The following is an 18,003-nucleotide window of genomic DNA, read 5'->3' as shown; positions in this document are numbered from 1 at the left end:
TCGGCGAGGATCTCGGTGGGCGCCATCACCGCCGCCTGGCAGTCGCCGGCAATGGCGTTCAGTACCGCCATGGCGGCGACCACGGTCTTGCCCGAGCCGACATCGCCCTGCACCAGCCTCAGCATCGGTACCTCCCGCTCCAGGTCGCGTCCGATCTCCTCCAGCACGCGGCGCTGCGCCTGGGTCAGCGAGAACGGTAGCTGGGTCAGGAAGCGCGCCTGCAGATTGCTGGCGGCGGCGAGCCGGGGGGCACCATCGGCCTGAATCCGCAGGCGGACCTGGCGCAGGCTCAACTGATGGGCCAGCAGCTCTTCCAGGGCCAGTCGTCGCTGGGCGGGGTGACGGCCGTCGGCCAGACGCTCCTGGGGGGCATCGGGCGGTGGCTCGTGGAGATAGCGCAGCGATTCGATCAGCCCCGGCAGGCGAAAACGCCCGCGCAGCGGTTCGGGAATCCACTCCGGCAGGCTCTCGGGGGCTGCCGCCAGTCGCTTCAGCGCCTGCTGGATCAGGGCGCGCAGGCGCGGTTGTGCCAGACCCTCGGTGGCGGGATAGATCGGCGTCAGGTGTTCGTCCACCGGCGTGGCGTCGGACTGGATCAGGCGATATTCCGGATGATAGATCTCGAGCCCGGTGCTGCCGGCGCGGGCTTCGCCGAAGCAGCGCACCTGCACGCCCTTGACGAACTGCTGCTGCTGGGCCGGCGAGAAGTGGAAGAAGCGCAGGCTGAGAATGCCGGAGCCATCCTTGAGCCGGACCAGCAGGCTGCGGCGACGGCCGCGGACGACCTCGGCGGCGCTCACCTCGCCCTCCACCACCGCCTCGGTGCCGGCGCGCAGGGTGCCGATGGGGGTGATCCGGGTACGATCCTGGTAGCGCAGCGGCAGATGGAACAGCAGGTCGGCGACCTGCTCGATGCCCAGCCTGGCCAGTTTCCCGGCCAGCGCCTCGCCGACGCCGGAGAGGTCGGTGACGGGTTCGTCGAGGCTCATGCGGCCTCGACGTCGCTGCCCTGGATTTTATCGATCGCCTGGATCAGGGCATCGATCGCCTTGGGTCGCGGGAAGCTGGCACGCCACGCCAGTGCGACACTGCGCGTCGGGACGTCGCCCTTGAACGGGCGGCTCTCCAGCAGCCCGCCTTCGTAATGACCGGTGCCGATCGCCAACTTGGGCAGCACCGTGATGCCAAGCCCGGAAGCGACCATGTGGCGAATGGTCTCCAGCGAGCCGCCCTCGGCAATCAGGGTGTTCGAGGGATTGTTGAGCTGCGCGCTGATCGCCGGGCACGCCTCCAGAATCTGGTCGCGGAAACAGTGGCCCTCGCCGAGCAGCAGCAGGCGTTCGGTGAGCAGGTCCTCCTTGTCGATCGCCGCCTTCTCCGTCCACGGATGGCCGGCCGGCAGCAGCACCTCGAACGGCTCCTCGTAGAGCGTCTTGGTGACCACGTCGGGCTCGTTGAAGGGTAGCGCCACGAAGATCGCATCGAGCTCGCCGTTGCGCAGCTTGCGCCGCAGCACGCCGGTGAAACTCTCCTCGATATAGAGCGGCATCTGCGGCGCGATGCGCGACAGCGCCGGGATCAGGTGCGGGAACAGGTAAGGGCCGATGGTATAGATGGCGCCGATTCGCAGCGGGCTGATCAACTGGTCCTTGCCCTCGGTGGCCATCTCCCGGATCAATGTCGCCTGCTCCAGCACGCGGTGGGCCTGTTCGACGATTCGCTCGCCCAGCGGGGTGACCTGAACGGTGGATTTGGAGCGCTCGAACAGGGCGATGCCGAGTTCGTCCTCGAGTTTCTTGACGGCCACCGACAGCGTTGGCTGAGAGACGAAGCAGCGTTCGGCGGCGCGGCCGAAATGGCGCTCCTGGGCCAAGGTTACGATGTAGCGGAGTTCTGTTAGAGTCATTGGCTGGGACCGAAAGGCTCCCTGTCAGCGCGATTTGGCAAGTGAACAGCGGTACGCAATTCTCGTGGTCACGCTCGTGCGTGCGCGTCCTCAGGGACGAATCATCAAGGACGTTTTACCAAGAGGCTAGGGAAAGGTGAAGAAAACAACGCTAATTCTCGGCTGTGGCGATATTGGCACTCAGCTCGGGAAGCAGTTGATCGACGCCGGTCATCGCGTGATCGGCGCGCGGCGCAATGTCGGGGCGCTGGACGGAACCGGTATCGAGGCGGTGGCGCTGGACGTCACCGACGAAGCGGCGCTGGCGGCGCTGCCGGATGCCGACATCATCGTCTACGCCGTCACCGCGGACCGGTTCGAGGAGTCGGCCTACGAGACGGCGTATCCGACGGGCCTGAAAGCGGTCCTCGAAACCTTCGGGGCCCGGGAGAACAAGCCGGAGCGGGTACTCTTCGTCTCCTCGACCAGCGTCTATGCCCAGCAGGGTGGCGAGGAGGTCGACGAGAGCTCGGAAACCGATCCGCACGGTTTCTCCGGCACGCTGATGCGCGAGGCCGAGCAGGCACTGCTCGCGCACGATCTGCCCGGCACGGCGGTGCGTTTCTCGGGCATCTACGGCCCGGGGCGCGATCGCCTGATTCGCCAGGTGAGCGAAGGCCGGATCGCGGCCTCGAACCCGCCGATGTACTCCAACCGTATCCATCGCGACGACTGTGCAGGGGTCATCGCGCACCTGATTCAACTGTCGTTGGAGGGCAAGCCGCTGGAGCCTGTCTATCTGGCCAGCGACTGCGACTCGGCGCCGCTGCACGAAGTGATGGCCTGGATCGCCAAGCGGCTCAAGGTCGAGACGCCGGACGTGATCCAGTCGCCGTTGCGGCGTCGCTCGAGCAAGCGCTGCAACAACCGGCGTCTGCTCGATTCCGGTTACACGTTCCGCTATCCCACCTTCCGCGAAGGTTACGAAGACGTGCTCCAGCAGGGCGGCTTTCTGTCGGCCAAGGAAAAAGCCTGACGATCATTCGCGATCCGGCATGACGCTTTGGCGACAATTTCGTGTCCACTCGATGACACGTTTTCTCAACCCACTGAAATATTTGATAAAGCGCCTTCGGGCGCTTTTTTGATTGCCCGCGCTGCCGCCCGACCTGTCATCGTTTCTTAATTGTCTAGATAAATAACCGTCACACGACGTCGCCAGACTGTGTTCAACATTCTGGGCCAGGGGGTCATGATCCGACTCGCGGCCCGACACTTTCCGGGACGAATCGCATGACTGCCATCGTTAGCGTCGAACGGCTCGACAAATCCTTCGGTCCCCATGCGGCCCTGCGCGAGATCGGTTTCGAGATCCATGCCGGCGAGCTGGTCACCCTGATCGGACCGTCGGGATCGGGCAAGTCGACCCTGTTGCGCCACCTCATCGGATTGACCCGCGCCGACCGCCGGTCGCACAGCCATGTTCGGGTGCTGGATCGCGACGTCCAGCACGGCGGGCGTCTGCTCGGCGCCAGCCGCGAACAGCGCCGCCGCTGCGGCTACATCTTCCAGCAGTTCAACCTCGCCGGTCGGTTGAGCGTCATGACCAATGTATTGATCGGTCACCTCGGCGCGATGCCGCGCTGGCGGGCGCTGACCGGGCGCTTCACCCAGCAGGAGCGGGATCTGGCGCTACGGGCGCTGGAGCGCGTCGGCATCGTCGGACTGGCCCATCAGCGCGCCAACACGCTGTCGGGCGGCCAGATGCAGCGCGTCGCCATCGCCCGGGCGCTGGTGCAGGAGGCGGAAGTGATCTTCGCCGACGAGCCGATCGCCTCCCTCGATCCGCGCAGTGCCCGCGAGGTGATGGAGATCCTGCAGCGGATCAATCGCGAGGATGGCCGCACCATCGTCGTCACCCTGCATCAGGTCGACGTTGCCCGCCGCTACTGCCGCCGCGCCATCGCACTGAAGCAGGGCCGCCTCTACTACGACGGGCCGATCGCGGGTCTCACCGACGCTCGCCTGCAGGCGCTCTACGAGAACGCCGGTCTCGACGAGCTCGAGTCCCGCCAGCCCGATCACCGGATCGCGACGCCGCTGCACGCGGTGGGCTGATCCGGGCGCACGCTCGACCGCTGACCATCGATTCGTTGCCACAGATCTATCACCAACGATCCATCATCAACGACACTTCAAGGAAACGACATGATCTCATCCCTCTTGCGCCGCACGGCCCTGCCGCTGATCGCCGGGCTCGGCCTGCTCGGCGGCACGCTCGCCATGAGTTCCGCCCAGGCCGCCGACGAGCCGCTGCGCTTCGGCATCATCTCCACCGAGTCGAGTTCCAACCAGTCGACCCAGTGGCAGCCATTCCTGGACGACATGTCCGACGCCTTGGGCGTCAAGGTCGAGCCGTTCTTCGCCACCGACTACGCCGCGGTGATCCAGGCGATGCGTTTCGACAAGATCGATCTGGCCTGGTACGGCAACAAGTCGGCGATGGAAGCGGTCGATCGCGCCGGCGGCGAGATCTTCGCCCAGACCGTCGCCGCCAACGGTGCGCCGGGTTACTGGAGCCTGATGATCGTCAACAAGGACAGCCCCTACAACACGGTTGAAGACGTGCTGGCGCACGCCGACGAGCTGACCTTCGGCAACGGCGACCCCAACTCCACCTCGGGCTACCTGGTGCCGGGCTACTACGTCTTCGCCAAGAATCACGTCGATCCCAACACCGCGTTCAAGCGCACGCTCAACGCCAACCACGAGACCAATGCGCTGACCGTGGCCAACGGCCAGGTCGACGTCGCCACCTTCAATACCGAGAGCATGGAGCGTCTCGAACTCACCCATCCCGACAAGGCCGCCCAGCTCAAGGTGATCTGGAAGTCGCCGCTGATCCCCTCCGACCCGCTGGTCTGGCGCACCAATCTGCCGCAGCAGACCAAGGACGAGCTGCGCCAGTTCTTCCTCAGCTACGGCGATACCGACAAGCAGAAAAAGATCCTCGAACCGCTGCAGTGGTCCGGCTTCGCCGCTTCCGACAACGACCAGCTGCTGCCGATCCGTCAGCTGGCGCTGTTCAAGCAGCGCGCCCAGGTCGCCGCCGACGATTCCCTCGATGCCGACGACAAGCAGAAGCAACTCGCCGATCTCGATGCGCGTCTCGAGTCGCTGAACCAGCGCATGGACGCTCGTGAAGCCGCCCAGGCCAAAAAGGCCGGCAACACCACGGCGATGGCGACTCAGTAAGTCAAGAAAGAGTAAGTCAAGAAAGCGCTTTCTGAACACGAGTCTCTGACAGGCCGGGGCGGCATCCACGCCGCCCCCTTGCCATCTTCATGATCGATGCAGCGGAGTCCATGCATGACCACTTCCACACTCGATGCGCGAGCCCGATCGGGTAAACGCAACTGGACCACACTGCTGGGCTGGGCGATCGCCGTCATTGTTCTGGGCTGGGCCTGGCAGGGCGCCGAGATGGCCCCGAGCCTGCTGTTCCAGAACGCCGGCAACATGGCGACCCTGGCCGCCGACTTCGTGCCGCCCACTTTCGGCAGCCTCGATCACTACATCGATCAGATGCTGGTCACCATCCAGATCGCCATCTGGGGCACGCTGCTGGCGGTGCTGTTCGCGATCCCCTTCGGTCTGCTCTCGTCGGACAACCTGGCGCCGTGGTGGATCAACCAGCCGGTGCGGCGGCTGATGGATGCCTGCCGCGCGATCAACGAGCTGGTCTTCGCGATGCTGTTCGTGGTCGCAGTCGGCCTGGGCCCATTTGCCGGCACCATGGCGCTGTTCGTCCACACCACCGGCGTGCTCGCCAAGCTGTTCTCGGAAGCGGTGGAAGCCACCGATGCCGGGCCGATGGAGGGCGTTCGCGTCACCGGTGCCGGGCGCCTGGAAGAGATCATCTTCGGCCTGATCCCCCAGGTTCTGCCGCTGTGGATCTCGGTCAGCCTCTATCGCTTCGAATCCAACATCCGCTCCGCCACGGTGCTCGGCATGGTCGGCGGCGGCGGTATCGGCGTCTCGCTGTGGGAGACCATGCGCGGGTTTCAGTACACCGAGACCGCCACGATCATGCTGGTGATCATCGTTGCCGTGACGCTGTTGGACATGGCGTCGCAGCGTGTTCGCAAGCGTTTCATCTGATGCCGGGGCTTTCCCGGCTTTTTTGGGCCTGATGATGTCTAGACAAATCCTCTCGATACCGCGCTACCGCGAACTGGCCGAAGTGCTGGTCCGCGAGGTCCGTACCGACTACGGCCCCGGCGACCTGCTGCCGACCGAGGCGCAGCTCGCCAAGCGCTTCGCGGTCAACCGCCACACGGTACGCCGGGCGCTGGACGAACTGGTCGCCGCCGGGCTGGTGACCCGCCATCAGGGGCGCGGCACCCAGGTGGTCGACCGGCGGCTCGACTACGCCGTCAGCGCCGGCAGCAAGGTGACCCAGAATCTGGCCAGCCTCGGCCTGCCCTCGAACACCTGCTGTCTCGAACAGGGGCTGGTGACGCCCCCCGAGGCCATCGCCCAGCGCTTCGGGCGCTCCGCCAGCGAGCCGCTGCTGCGGGTCGACACCGTGCGCACCGTCGACGATGCCCCGCTGATGCGACTGCGCCACTGGTTCGATCCCGAGCGGGTACCGGGCTGGCTCGAGCGCTATCGCGGCGGTTCCACCCGCGCCCTGCTGGGCCAGCATTATGGCTTGCGCCTGCATCGCCGACGGGTACGCATCGATGCCGCCGGCGCCGATCGCGACGACACCCGCTGGCTGCAGTGCCCGCTCAACGCCCCGCTGCTGGTGATGACCAGCGACAACACCGACGCCGCCGGCGTGCTGGTGGAAGTCTCCGTGGGGCGGGCGCGTGCCGACCGGCTCTCCTATCACATCGATTTCGATGACGCCGTGGGCCGGGATTTCGACGAAGCCGCTGGCCGTCATCGCGACGCCGCCGGCGACCCTTCCGATCTTTTTCCATCCGACGAGGACGACGCATGACCCACACCCCTCGAGGAGCCCGTCAGCGCTTGCTGGCGCTCTCCTCCCGTCAGCACATCGAGGCCCGCTGGGGCGCACTGGGCGCGTGGCTCGGCGATTTCCCCACGCACCGCTGCGTCCGCGGTCCGGAGACCGGCATGGCGATGCTCAAGGGGCGTACCGGCGGTACCGGCAACGCCTTCCACCTGGGCGAGATGACCCTGACCCGGGCCAGCGTCGCCCTCGACGACGGCACCGTCGGCCACGGCTGGGTGCGCGGTCGCGATCATCGCCACGCCGAACTGATCGCGCTGGCCGATGCCGTCGCCCAGCACGCCGAATGGCAGGAAGCACTCGAGACGCAGCTGCTCGCGCCGCTGGCCGAGGAACTGGCCGAGCGCCAGCGCCGTGACGCCGCCACCGCCGCCGCCACCCGCGTCGACTTCTTCACCCTCGTACGCGGCGAGTGAGTACGGGCGAATGACGATGGAGAAAGTGACGATGGACAAAGAAATGACAGTCAAGACGGAAATGACGAGGGATCTCGTCTGGCCTGGTCTGGCCGACCCCGCCCACGACAGCCAGCGCCTGTTTCGCCAGATTCTCGGCGCCATGTCCGAACCGGGCACGCTGACGACGCTGGCCGTGCCGGCACCGCCCCAGGCGGCGCCGAGTGACGCCCTTGGCGCCGCGCTGTGGGGAGTGATACTGACACTCTGCGATCTCGAGACACGCGTCTGGATCGCCGCCGACCTCGACTCGCCGCCCCTGCGCGAGGCGCTGACCTTCCACACCGGGGCGCGCATCACCGACGACCCGGCGAACGCCGATTTCGCGCTGCTGACCCATGAATCCTTCGATCCACAGACGCCGTTTGCGCTGGGCAGCGACACCTATCCCGACCGCGGCACCACGCTGCTGGTCGCCGTGGAGCGACTGGACAACGCCGGGCCCTTGAGTCTCTCCGGGCCTGGCATCGAGACCACCCGCGCACTCGACATCGGCGATTCCCCCGGCTGCCGGGCGCTGATGGATCGGCTGGCCGCCAACCGCGCCAGTTTCCCGCGGGGTTTGGACATGATCTTCGGCTGCGGCGCGCAGCTGGCGGCAGTGCCCCGCAGCACGCGCGTCGATTCTCGGGAGGTGAACTGATGTACGTTGCCGTCAAGGGAGGCGAGCAGGCCATCGCCAACGCCCACCGCTGGCTGGCCGACCGCCGTCGCGGCGATCGCGATCGCCCGGAACTCGAGGTCGCCCAGATCGGCGATCAGCTGCGCCTGGCCGTCGACCGGGTGATGAGCGAAGCCTCGCTCTATGATCCTGAACTCGCCGCGCTGGCGTTCAAGCAGGCCAGCGGCGATCTCACCGAAGCGGTGTTCCTGCTGCGGGCCTATCGCACCACGCTACCGCGACTGGCGGTCAGCGAGCCGCTCGACACCGCCCGCATGCGCATCGAACGCCGCATCAGCGCCACCTACAAGGACATTCCCGGCGGCCAGATCCTGGGCCCGACCTACGACTACACCCACCGCCTGCTCGATTTCCTCCAGCTGGCCGGCGCCGAGGTACCGCCTGCCGAGACCCGGGACGACGTGACCGACGCCGAGCCATGCCCGCAGATTCTCGAACTGCTCAACGACGAGGGGCTGGTGGAGCAGGAGATCGACGACGGCCGCGAGCCCATGGATATCACCCGCGATCCGCCGGATTACCCGATGGACCGCGCCGCTCGGCTGCAGATGCTGGCCCGTGGCGACGAGGGCTACCTGCTGGCGCTGGGTTACTCCACCCAGCGCGGCTACGGCCGCAACCACCCGTTTGCCGGCGAGATTCGCCTGGGCCAGGTGGAGGTCGAGATCCACGTCGACGAGTGGGACGAGACCATCTGCGTCGGCGAGATCGCGCTGAGCGAGTGCCAGATGATCAACCAGTTCGGCGGCTCGCGCGAGGCCGCACCGCAGTTCACGCGAGGTTACGGCCTCGCCTTCGGCCACAACGAGCGCAAGACCATGGCCATGGCGCTGGTCGACCGCGCCCTGCGCGCCGAGGAGCTGGGCGAGCCGATCATCGGCCCCGCCCAGCAGGCGGAGTTCGTGCTGGCCCACGCCGACAGCGTCGACGCCTCCGGCTTCGTCTCGCATCTGAAGCTGCCGCACTACGTCGACTTCCAGTCCGAGCTCGATCTGCTCAGACGCCTGCGCCGCGAACATGCCGCGCGTCAGGCGGAACTCGACAGCGCTCGTGATACGGCCAGCCCCCAACCGAAGGAGCGTTGATATGGACGGGTACAATTTCGCCTACCTCGACGAACAGACGAAAAGAATGATCCGCCGCGCGCTGCTCAAGGCGGTGGCGATCCCCGGCTACCAGGTGCCGTTCGGCGGCCGCGAGATGCCGATGCCCTATGGCTGGGGCACCGGTGGCGTGCAGCTCACCGCCAGCATTCTGGGCGCCGACGACATTCTCAAGGTGATCGACCAGGGCGCCGACGACACCACCAATGCGGTCAGCATCCGCCACTTCTTCCAGCGTGTCGCCGGCGTCGAGACCACCACCGCGACCACCGCGGCGGATGTGATCCAGACCCGCCACCGGATTCCCGAAACCCCGCTGCGCGCCGGCCAGATTCTGGTGTTCCAGGTGCCGATCCCCGAGCCGCTGCGCTTCATCGAACCCAGCGAGCAGGAGACCCGACTGATGCACGCGCTGGAAGAGTACGGCGTGATGCACGTCAAGCTCTACGAGGACATCGCCCGCTACGGGCATATCGCGACCACCTACGCCTATCCGGTCAAGGTGGACGGTCGCTACGTGATGGACCCGTCGCCGATCCCCAAGTTCGACAACCCCAAGCTCGACGGCAACCCGGCACTGATGCTGTTCGGCGCCGGGCGCGAGAAGCGGCTCTACGCGATCCCGCCCCATACCCGGGTCGAGAGTCTCGACTTCGAGGACCATCCGTTCGAGATCCAGCGCTGGGAGCACAGCTGCGCGCTGTGCGGCAGCGACCGCAGCTATCTCGACGAAGTGATCACCGACGACAAGGGCGGGCGGATGTTCGTCTGCTCCGATACCGACTACTGCCAGACCCGGCGGGGAGAAGTGGCATGAAGAAGCCTCGACTGACACGTCCGGTCCTGCTCGACGTTCAGGACATCACCCGCCTCTACGGCCCCGCCAAGGGCTGCGAGGCGATCGACTTTCGACTGCACGCCGGGGAGGTGCTGGGCATCGTCGGCGAATCCGGCTCCGGCAAGTCGACGCTGTTACGCGTGCTTGCCGGGCTGGAAGCGCCGGATGCCGGGCGCGTGGTCTACCGCCGGCCTTCTAACGAGCCCGAAGCCGCTCGAGCCGATGTCCACGAGCCCGAAGCCGCTCGAGCCGGAGAAGGCGTGCTGGATAAGGGAGAGTTGGAGAGGGATGAGGCCGAAATCGACCTCTACGCCATCGGCGAGGCGCGTCGCCGGGCGCTGCTGCGCCTCGAGTGGGGTCTGGTGCATCAGAATCCGCGCGACGGCCTGCGCATGGGCGTTTCCGCCGGGGCCAACATCGGCGAACGGCTCATGGCCCAGGGCCAGCGCCACTACGGCCAGCTCCGCGCCACCGGTCAGGAGTGGATGCGCCAGGTCGAGCTCGATCCCGGGCGCATCGACGATGCCCCGCGCACCTTTTCCGGCGGCATGCAGCAGCGCCTGCAGATCGCCCGCACCCTGGTCACCCGGCCGCGGCTGGTGTTCATGGACGAGCCCACCGGTGGGTTGGACGTCTCGGTCCAGGCGCGGCTGCTGGACATGCTGCGCACGCTGGTGAGAAGCCTCGGCCTCTCGGTGGTGCTGGTGACCCACGATCTCGCCGTGGCGCGTCTGCTCGCCCACCGGCTGATGGTGATGCGCCGCGGTCAGGTGGTGGAGACCGGCCTCACCGATCAGATTCTCGACGACCCGCAGCACGAATATACGCAGCTGCTGGTTTCTTCTGTCCTGACGCCCTGAGGGAGGAATTTCAATGCATTCCATGACGAACGCTCGACCTCGCCTCACGGTGAGCGGGTTGCACAAGCAGTTTCTGCTCCACGGCCAGGGCGGGCTCGAGATCGACGTGATGCGCGATCTCTCGCTGACGCTGCACGCCGGCGAATGCCTGGTCCTGGCCGGGCGCAGCGGTATCGGCAAGAGCACGCTGTTGAAGATGCTTTACGGCGACTACCGCATCGATCAGGGGCGGATCCGGCTGCATTTCGACGACGGCGAACTCGACCTCGAGACACTGCCGGCCTACGCCTGGCACGGCCTGCGCCGCGACGTGATCGGCTATGTCAGCCAGTTTCTGCGGGTGGTGCCGCGGGTCGCCGCCGTCGACGTGGTGATGGAGCCGCTGCTGGCGCGTGGCGCCGACGAAGCCGAGTCGCGCCAGCGGGCCGAGACGCTGCTGGCCCGGCTCAACCTGCCCGAGCGGCTGTGGCGACTGCCGCCCGGCACCTTCTCCGGCGGCGAGCAGCAGCGCGTCAATATCGCCCGCGGCTTCATCGGCGAGCATCCGCTGCTGCTGCTGGACGAGCCCACCGCATCGCTGGACGCCGCCAATCGCGACGTGGTGATCGCGCTGATCCATGAGGCCAAGGCGCGCGGTACCGCCATGCTCGGCATCTTTCACGACGAGGACGTGCGCGAGCGCGTCGCCGACCGCCTGATGCCACTGGATGGCAGCCTGGGCAGCCCAGCCGCCACCAGCCAGTCCTTCCGGGAGAGCCTGTCATGAGCGCACAGGAACAGATTCTGACCCACGCCAGATTGGTGCTCGACGACGAGACGATCGACGGCACCCTGGTGATCCGCGATGGCCGGATCGCCGCCATCGATCACGGTGCGAGCCAGACAGCGGGCGCCATCGACTGCGAGGGCGACCTTGTGCTGCCGGGGCTGGTCGAGCTGCACACCGACAACATGGAGAAGTACTTCCAGCCGCGGCCCAAGGTCGAGTGGCCGAGTCTCCAGGCCGCGCTGGCCCATGATGCCCAGATGGCGGCCAGCGGCATCACCACCGTGTTCGATGCGGTCTCGGTGGGCGATGTCGACGAGCAGAGCATGCGTCACGGCGCACTCGACGAGATGTGCCATGCCCTGTCGCGGATCGCTCGCGACGGTCTGGCGCGGGTCGATCATCGCCTTCACCTGCGCTGCGAGGTGAGCCACCCCAACACGCTGGCGCGGTTCGAAGAGCTGTCGTCATCACCGCTGCTGGGGCTGGTGTCGCTGATGGATCACGCTCCCGGACAGCGCCAATTCGCCAGCCTCGAGGCGTATCGCGTCTACTATCAGGGCAAGTACAAGCTCGACGACGCGGCAATGAATGCCTTCATGGCATCCCAGATCGACAACAGTCAGCGCTACAGCGCCGAGCATCGTCGCGCCATTGCCGCGATCTGTCGCGAGCGCGGTCTGGCGATCGCCAGCCACGACGACGCCACCGTCGAGCATGTCGCCGAAAGTCATGAGTACGGCACCCGGGTCGCGGAGTTTCCCACCACCCGCGAAGCGGCCGAGGCCTCCCACCGGGCCGGCATGGCGGTGATGATGGGCGCGCCCAACGTGGTTCGCGGCGGCTCCCACTCCGGCAATATCGCCGCCGCCGAGCTGGTCGAACTGGGTGTGCTAGATATCCTGTCGTCGGATTACTACCCGGCGGCGCTGCTCGACGCCGTATTCCGGGTTGCAGCGATGGAGAACGACTACGCCTTGCCCCGTGCCGTTGCCACCGCGACCCGCATACCGGCCGAAGCGGTAGGGCTCGGCGATCGCGGGCGGTTGGTGCCGGGGCTGCGCGCCGATCTATTGCGGGTGCGGCTGATCGACGATCATCCCATCCTGAGACGAGTGTGGACCGCCGGTCAGCAGGTTCATTGATGGCGTATTTTCCGAGAGGTCCGAGATGTCGCGTCTGATCTACGTCATGGGCGCCAGCGGCGTCGGCAAGGACAGCCTGCTGCGCGAGCTGGCACGGCGTCGCCCGGACGCGCTGGTGGCGCATCGCTATATCACCCGGGCCAGCAGCGGGGCGGAGAACTGTATCGAACTCTCCCGCGAGGCATTCCACTGGCGCCGCGAGCGGGGGCTGTTCTGCCTTTCTTGGCGCGCGCACGGGCTCGACTACGGCGTCGGCATCGAGATCGAGACGTGGCTGACGGCGGGGCACACGGTGGTGATCAACGGCAGCCGCCGCGCGCTGGTCAAGGCGCACGAGCGATTCGGCGAATCGCTGTTGCCGGTGTTAGTGGTGGCGGACGCCGAGGTGCTGCGCCGGCGTCTGAACGCTCGCGGACGCGAGACGCCGGCCGAGATCGAGGCGCGGCTGGCGCGAAGCTGCGAGGAGGAGGCGCTTTCCGGGGTCGCACGCATCGATAACGGCGGCGAGCTGGCGGAGGGCGTGAAGGCGCTCGAAGCCTGGCTCGATGCCGCACCCGTATCGGACGATCCGGCGTGAAGCTGCGCTTCGCCGGCACCGGCGACAGCGCCCAGGTGCCTTGTTTCGGCTGCGACTGCCCGGCGTGCCAGCGCGCGCGGCTGCTGAGCAACCACCGCCGCGAGCCCTGCGCCGGCGAGATCGAGCTCGATGGGGAGCTGATCCTGATCGACGCCGGGCGCATGGATCTGGCCGCCCGCTGCGAGCGTCAGCGCCCGGCAGCGATTCTGCTCACGCACTATCATGCCGATCATGTGCAGGGGCTTCTGCATCTGCGCTGGGGGCGGGGCGAATCGATTCCGGTCCATGGTCCGAAAGATCCTCAAGGCTGCGCCGACCTGCACAGGAACCCCGGCATTCTCGACTTCCAGCCCGGCCTCAAGCCGTTTCGGCCTCTGGTGCTGGGCCGGCTCGAGGTCACGCCGCTGCCGCTCAATCACAGCAAGCCGACGCTGGGCTATGCGATCGAAGACGGCGTCAATCGGGTCGCCTGGCTGTGCGATACCGTGGGCCTGCCCGGCGCCACCGAGCGCTTCCTGACCCAATGGCAGCCTCACGGCGTGGTGATCGACGCCACTCATCCCGACGCTTATGACTCCCCGAATCCGGAGTCTCGCGCCGCGCCCCGCAATCACAACAACGTCGCCATGGCGCTGGAGATCATCGAACGTCTAGGCCCTTCTCGGGCCTGGCTGACCCATATCAGTCACGAGCTGGATGCCGACTTCATGGCGACTTCCCGAATCCTGCCGGCAGGCGTCGAGATGGCTTGTGACAACCTGGAGATTCCGTTCTGAACGCAGGTTCAAGGAGCGCTACCACCGCCAGCCAGCGTTCGATAGTGCGAGCCGCCGCCGCCGAGCTGCGATTCCACCAGGGCCAGATGGTCGAAACGCCAGCGGATCCGGGTGGACAGCCGTGAAACCGTGGCCGCGTGGTCGGCCTGGCGAACCAGGCTGACGTGCGGGGTGAATTCACGTTGCGGTGAGGTAAAACCGTGACGGCCCAGCGCCCGCCAGAGTTCGGCGTTGAGCGTCGTGAGTTCGGCATTGGGTGTCCGGCTGCCGGCCCAGACGATGCGGGGCTGGGGGAAATGGCCGAGTCGATCCAGCGTCCACTCGCCGTCTAGCGTCGGCCACGCTCGGGTCAGATCGACGAGCGCCTCCAGCCGCGAGGCATCGACGCCGCCCAGAAACGCCAGCGTGATATGCATGTTCTCCGCCGGCAGCGGATAACCGCCGCATTGCGGTGCCAGGCGTTCAGCTTCCGCAGCGAGAGCCCGACGACTGGCGTCGTCGGGCCACAGGGCGAAGAAGAGTCGGCGCGGAACGGTCACGATGTCGGCTCCCGGTGGCGTTGCCAGCAGGGTGACGCATCAGCCCTTCCTTGCCAACGGGTTGGCGGCTCCCGATCAGGCAGGATCGCTGTGCGGCCGGTGATCCTCGCCTTCCATCGTCGAGCCGTGATCCTGGCTGAGCGGACCGGCCAGCTTGCGCAGCGCCACGTAGAAGACTGGCGTCAGGAACAGGCCGAACAGGGTCACGCCGAGCATCCCGGCGAACACCGCGATGCCCAGGGCCTGGCGTACTTCGGCGCCGGCGCCGTGTCCCAGCGCCAGCGGTATCACCGCGGCGGTGAAGGTGATCGAGGTCATGATGATCGGGCGCAGCCGCAGCCGACAGGCTTCCAGTGCCGCTTCCACCACGCTGCGACCCTGGAACTCGAGCTCGCGGGCGAATTCGACGATCAGGATGGCGTTCTTGCAGGCCAGCCCGATCAGCACCACCAGCCCCACCTGGACGAAGACGTTGGTATCGCCGCCGGAGATCCTGACGCCGACCAGCGCCGACAGCAGACACATCGGCACGATCAGGATCACCGCCAGCGGCAACGTCCAGCTCTCGTAGAGCGCGGCCAGCACCAGGAACACCAGCAGCACCGCCAGCGGGAACACCACCAGCGCGGCATTGCCCTGGGTGAACTGCTGATAACTCAAATCGGTCCATTCGAAGTCGATGCCATCTGGCAGCACGCGCTCGCCGATATCGGACAGAACGCTCATCGCCTGAGGCGAGGAGAGCACCCGAGGATCGGCTTCGCCGGCCAGATCCGCCGCCGGGTAGCCGTTGAAGCGCAGCACCGGATCGGGGCCGAAGCTCTGGTGGATATCGATCATCGAGCCGATCGGCACCATCTCGCCCTGGGCGTTGCGGGTGCGCAGCCGGGCGATATCCTCGACGCTGTCGCGATAGGGGGCGTCGGCCTGGGCGATCACCTGCCAGGTACGGCCGAAATTGTTGAAATCGTTGACGTAAGTGGAGCCAAGATAGGTCTGCAGGGTATCGAACAGGTCGCTCACCGCCACGCCCTGGGTCTTCGCCTTGAGTCGGTCCACCTCGGCGTCGAGCTGGGGCACGTTGGCCTGGTAGCTGGTGATCGGATAGCTCATCCCCGGCGTCTGCACCACCGCGCCCTGGAAGGCGGTCACCGCCTCCTGCAGCGGGCCGTAGCCGAGGCCGCCGCGATCCTCGATGAACAGCTGATAGCCGGAGCCGTTGCCGAGACCCAGGATCGGCGGCGGCATGAACGAGAACGCGATGCCGTCCTTGAGACCGCTGATCTTGCCGGCGATCTCGGCGTTGATCTCCGCCGCGGTGCGGGTGCGCTGATCGAAGGGCTTCAGGGTCAAAAACGCCAGCCCGGTGTTGGCGGTGTTGGTGAACTGCAGCGCGTTGAGGCCGGGGAACGAGATGGCGTGTTCGACGCCGTCGGTCTCCATGGCGATATCCACCACCTGGCGCAGCAGGTCATCGGTACGATCCAGCGAGGCGCCCTCCGGCAGCTTCACGCCGGCGATCAGGTACATCTTGTCCTGGACCGGGATGAACCCCGGCGGCACCAGCTTGAACAGATAGCCGGTAGTGCCGAGCAGGACCAGGTAGACCACGAATACCGCGCCACGCCGGCGCAGGCTGCCCGAGACCACGCCCTGGTAGCGATTGGAGCTGGCGTTGAAGAAGCGGTTGAACGGCCGGAACAGCCAGCCGAACAGGAAGTCGATCACCCGGGTCAGACGATCCCTGGGCGCGTCGTGGGGCTTGAGCAGCATCGCCGCCAGGGCCGGTGACAAGGTCAGCGAGTTGATCGTCGAGATCACCGTCGAGATGGCGATGGTCACCGCGAACTGGCGGTAGAACTGGCCGGTCACCCCGGAGAGGAACGCCATCGGCACGAACACCGCGCACAGCACCAGGCCGATGGCGACGATCGGCCCGGACACCTCGCGCATCGCCTGGTGAGCGGCGGCCCGCGGTGCCAGCCCCTGGCCGATGTTGCGCTCCACGTTCTCCACCACCACGATGGCGTCGTCGACGACGATGCCGATGGCGAGGACCAGCCCGAACAGGGTCAGGGTGTTGATCGAATATCCCAGCAGCAACAGCACCGCGAAGGTACCCACCACCGAGACCGGCACCGCCAGCAGCGGAATCAGCGAGGCGCGCCAGGTCTGCAGGAACAGCGTCACCACCAGCACCACCAGCAGTATCGCCTCCAGCAGGGTCTGGATCACCGAGCGGATCGAGTCGGTGACGAACAGGGTGGTGTCGTAGACGGTGCGATACTCCACCCCCGGCGGGAACTGGGTGGCCAGCTCGTCCATGGTTCGGATCACCTGGTCGCGGATCTGCAGGGCGTTGGCGCCGGGCGACTGGAAGATGCCGATCGCCACCGCATCCTTGCCGTCGAGGCTGGCGCGCAGGGTGTAGTCGCCCGCGCCCATCTCGAGCCGAGCGACATCGCGAAGCCGCAGGACTTCGCCATCCTCGCCGACGTTGAGCACGATGTTGCCGAACTCCTGCTCGGTGGACAGGCGGCCCTTGGCGTTGATCAGGGTGAGGAAGTCGCTGTGGGGCATCGGCTCGGCGCCGATCTGGCCGGCGGAGACCTGGACGTTCTGTTCGCGCATGGCGTCGACCACGTCGCCGGCGGTGAGGCCGTGGGAAGCGATGCGATCGGGGTCCAGCCAGGCGCGCATGGCGTAATCGCCGCCGCCGAACAGCTGCGCCTCGCCGACGCCGGAGATCTTCGCCAGCTGGTCGCGCACGTGCAGGCGGGCGTAGTTGCGCAGGTAGAGGGTATCGTAGCTGTCATCCGGCGAGACCAGGTGCACCACCATCAGGAAGGTGGGGGACTGCTTCTGGGTGGTCACGCCCTGTCGCCTCACCGCTTCCGGCAACCGCGCCAGCGCCTGGCTGACCCGGTTCTGGACGCGCACGGTGGCCTGTTCGGGATCCGTCCCGGGCTGGAAGGTGATGGTCATCTGCAAGACGCCATCGGAGCCGGCCACGGACTTGTAGTACATCATGTCCTCGACGCCGGTGATCGCCTCCTCCAGCGGCGTCGCCACGGTTTCCGCGATCTCCTTGGGGTTGGCACCCGGGTAGGTGGTGCGCACCAGCACCGAGGGCGGCACCACCTCCGGGTACTCGCCGATCGGCAGATTGGGGATGGAGATCACCCCCACCGCGAAGATGACGATGGAGAGCACCGCCGCGAAGATCGGCCGGTCGACGAAAAAGCGGGAAAAATTCATGACAGAGGCTCCTGGGCGGCGGGGACGATGCCCGCCGCGTCTTGTCATTCAGAGGAGAGAAGGGCTTCAGGAAGCGTT

18 protein-coding genes are annotated in these 18,003 nt (G+C 66.7%); 14 read left to right on the top strand and 4 right to left on the bottom strand.

Going from position 1 to position 18,003, the window contains the following annotated elements:
* Together Q0602_RS14640 and Q0602_RS14635 are read right to left on the bottom strand one after the other, a co-directional pair.
* Nucleotides 1–989: OB-fold nucleic acid binding domain-containing protein (locus tag Q0602_RS14640; RefSeq protein ID WP_367276978.1), on the bottom strand; the 989-nt coding region annotated here is incomplete at its 3' end.
* On the bottom strand, nucleotides 986–1,906 hold the full coding sequence (locus Q0602_RS14635; RefSeq protein WP_298844826.1) for a hydrogen peroxide-inducible genes activator: 921 nt from the start codon (nucleotides 1,904–1,906) through the stop codon (nucleotides 986–988). The genes Q0602_RS14640 and Q0602_RS14635, both read right to left, overlap by 4 nt.
* 136 nt (nucleotides 1,907–2,042) lie before the next feature.
* Here Q0602_RS14635 and Q0602_RS14630 point away from each other — a divergent pair, with 136 nt between their 5' ends.
* The 14 genes from Q0602_RS14630 to phnP all read left to right on the top strand — a co-directional run bounded on the left by Q0602_RS14630 (nucleotide 2,043) and on the right by phnP (nucleotide 14,128).
* Nucleotides 2,043–2,921, top strand: a complete 879-nt coding sequence (locus tag Q0602_RS14630) for an SDR family oxidoreductase (protein WP_298844821.1) — start codon at nucleotides 2,043–2,045, stop codon at nucleotides 2,919–2,921.
* A gap of 257 nt (nucleotides 2,922–3,178) precedes the next feature.
* Nucleotides 3,179–4,003 carry a phosphonate ABC transporter ATP-binding protein gene (phnC, locus tag Q0602_RS14625; protein WP_298844819.1) on the top strand — a complete coding sequence of 275 codons (825 nt, stop codon included), beginning with the start codon at nucleotides 3,179–3,181 and terminating at the stop codon, nucleotides 4,001–4,003.
* Between the two features lie 90 nt (nucleotides 4,004–4,093).
* Nucleotides 4,094–5,140 carry a phosphonate ABC transporter substrate-binding protein gene (gene phnD / locus Q0602_RS14620; protein WP_298844817.1) on the top strand — a complete coding sequence of 349 codons (1,047 nt, stop codon included), beginning with the start codon at nucleotides 4,094–4,096 and terminating at the stop codon, nucleotides 5,138–5,140.
* Nucleotides 5,141–5,254: 114 nt separating this feature from the next.
* Entirely contained in the window at nucleotides 5,255–6,046 is a 792-nt protein-coding gene (gene phnE, locus Q0602_RS14615) for a phosphonate ABC transporter, permease protein PhnE (RefSeq protein WP_298844816.1), read from the top strand.
* Nucleotides 6,047–6,080: 34 nt separating this feature from the next.
* Nucleotides 6,081–6,893 carry a phosphonate metabolism transcriptional regulator PhnF gene (gene phnF, locus Q0602_RS14610; RefSeq protein WP_298844815.1) on the top strand — a complete coding sequence of 271 codons (813 nt, stop codon included), beginning with the start codon at nucleotides 6,081–6,083 and terminating at the stop codon, nucleotides 6,891–6,893.
* Complete coding sequence (gene phnG, locus Q0602_RS14605) at nucleotides 6,890–7,342, top strand: phosphonate C-P lyase system protein PhnG (RefSeq protein ID WP_295035157.1); 453 nt, start codon at nucleotides 6,890–6,892, stop codon at nucleotides 7,340–7,342. Before phnF ends, phnG begins: the two co-directional genes overlap by 4 nt.
* Before the next feature lie 43 nt (nucleotides 7,343–7,385).
* Nucleotides 7,386–8,024, top strand: coding sequence for a phosphonate C-P lyase system protein PhnH (gene phnH / locus Q0602_RS14600; protein WP_295035159.1), 639 nt, complete (start codon nucleotides 7,386–7,388; stop codon nucleotides 8,022–8,024).
* A complete protein-coding gene (locus Q0602_RS14595; protein ID WP_298844811.1) occupies nucleotides 8,024–9,148 on the top strand; it encodes a carbon-phosphorus lyase complex subunit PhnI in 1,125 nt (374 codons plus the stop codon). The genes phnH and Q0602_RS14595 overlap by 1 nt, the downstream gene beginning before the upstream one ends.
* A gap of 1 nt (nucleotide 9,149) precedes the next feature.
* Entirely contained in the window at nucleotides 9,150–9,983 is an 834-nt protein-coding gene (locus Q0602_RS14590) for an alpha-D-ribose 1-methylphosphonate 5-phosphate C-P-lyase PhnJ (protein WP_298844808.1), read from the top strand.
* Complete coding sequence (locus tag Q0602_RS14585) at nucleotides 9,980–10,864, top strand: phosphonate C-P lyase system protein PhnK (RefSeq protein ID WP_298844803.1); 885 nt, start codon at nucleotides 9,980–9,982, stop codon at nucleotides 10,862–10,864. The genes Q0602_RS14590 and Q0602_RS14585 overlap by 4 nt, the downstream gene beginning before the upstream one ends.
* 13 nt (nucleotides 10,865–10,877) lie before the next feature.
* Entirely contained in the window at nucleotides 10,878–11,630 is a 753-nt protein-coding gene (gene phnL, locus Q0602_RS14580) for a phosphonate C-P lyase system protein PhnL (RefSeq protein WP_298844801.1), read from the top strand.
* A complete protein-coding gene (locus Q0602_RS14575) occupies nucleotides 11,627–12,775 on the top strand; it encodes an alpha-D-ribose 1-methylphosphonate 5-triphosphate diphosphatase (RefSeq protein WP_298844799.1) in 1,149 nt (382 codons plus the stop codon). The genes phnL and Q0602_RS14575 overlap by 4 nt, the downstream gene beginning before the upstream one ends.
* 25 nt (nucleotides 12,776–12,800) lie before the next feature.
* Nucleotides 12,801–13,352 (top strand): ribose 1,5-bisphosphokinase, encoded by a 552-nt coding sequence (gene phnN / locus Q0602_RS14570; RefSeq protein WP_298844796.1) that lies wholly within the window; start codon nucleotides 12,801–12,803, stop codon nucleotides 13,350–13,352.
* Nucleotides 13,349–14,128 carry a phosphonate metabolism protein PhnP gene (gene phnP, locus Q0602_RS14565; protein WP_298844793.1) on the top strand — a complete coding sequence of 260 codons (780 nt, stop codon included), beginning with the start codon at nucleotides 13,349–13,351 and terminating at the stop codon, nucleotides 14,126–14,128. Before phnN ends, phnP begins: the two co-directional genes overlap by 4 nt.
* Before the next feature lie 8 nt (nucleotides 14,129–14,136).
* Here the strand turns inward: phnP and thpR are convergent, their stop codons facing one another.
* Both thpR and Q0602_RS14555 read right to left on the bottom strand, forming a co-directional pair.
* A complete protein-coding gene (gene thpR / locus Q0602_RS14560) occupies nucleotides 14,137–14,667 on the bottom strand; it encodes an RNA 2',3'-cyclic phosphodiesterase (protein WP_298844790.1) in 531 nt (176 codons plus the stop codon).
* Between the two features lie 75 nt (nucleotides 14,668–14,742).
* Complete coding sequence (locus Q0602_RS14555) at nucleotides 14,743–17,925, bottom strand: efflux RND transporter permease subunit (protein WP_298844786.1); 3,183 nt, start codon at nucleotides 17,923–17,925, stop codon at nucleotides 14,743–14,745.
* Nucleotides 17,926–18,003: the final 78 nt, after the last annotated feature.

It is taken from the genome of uncultured Salinicola sp. (assembly GCF_937921195.1).
GTDB lineage: Bacteria > Pseudomonadota > Gammaproteobacteria > Pseudomonadales > Halomonadaceae > Salinicola.
This window is presented reverse-complemented; position numbering and strand designations above follow the sequence as displayed.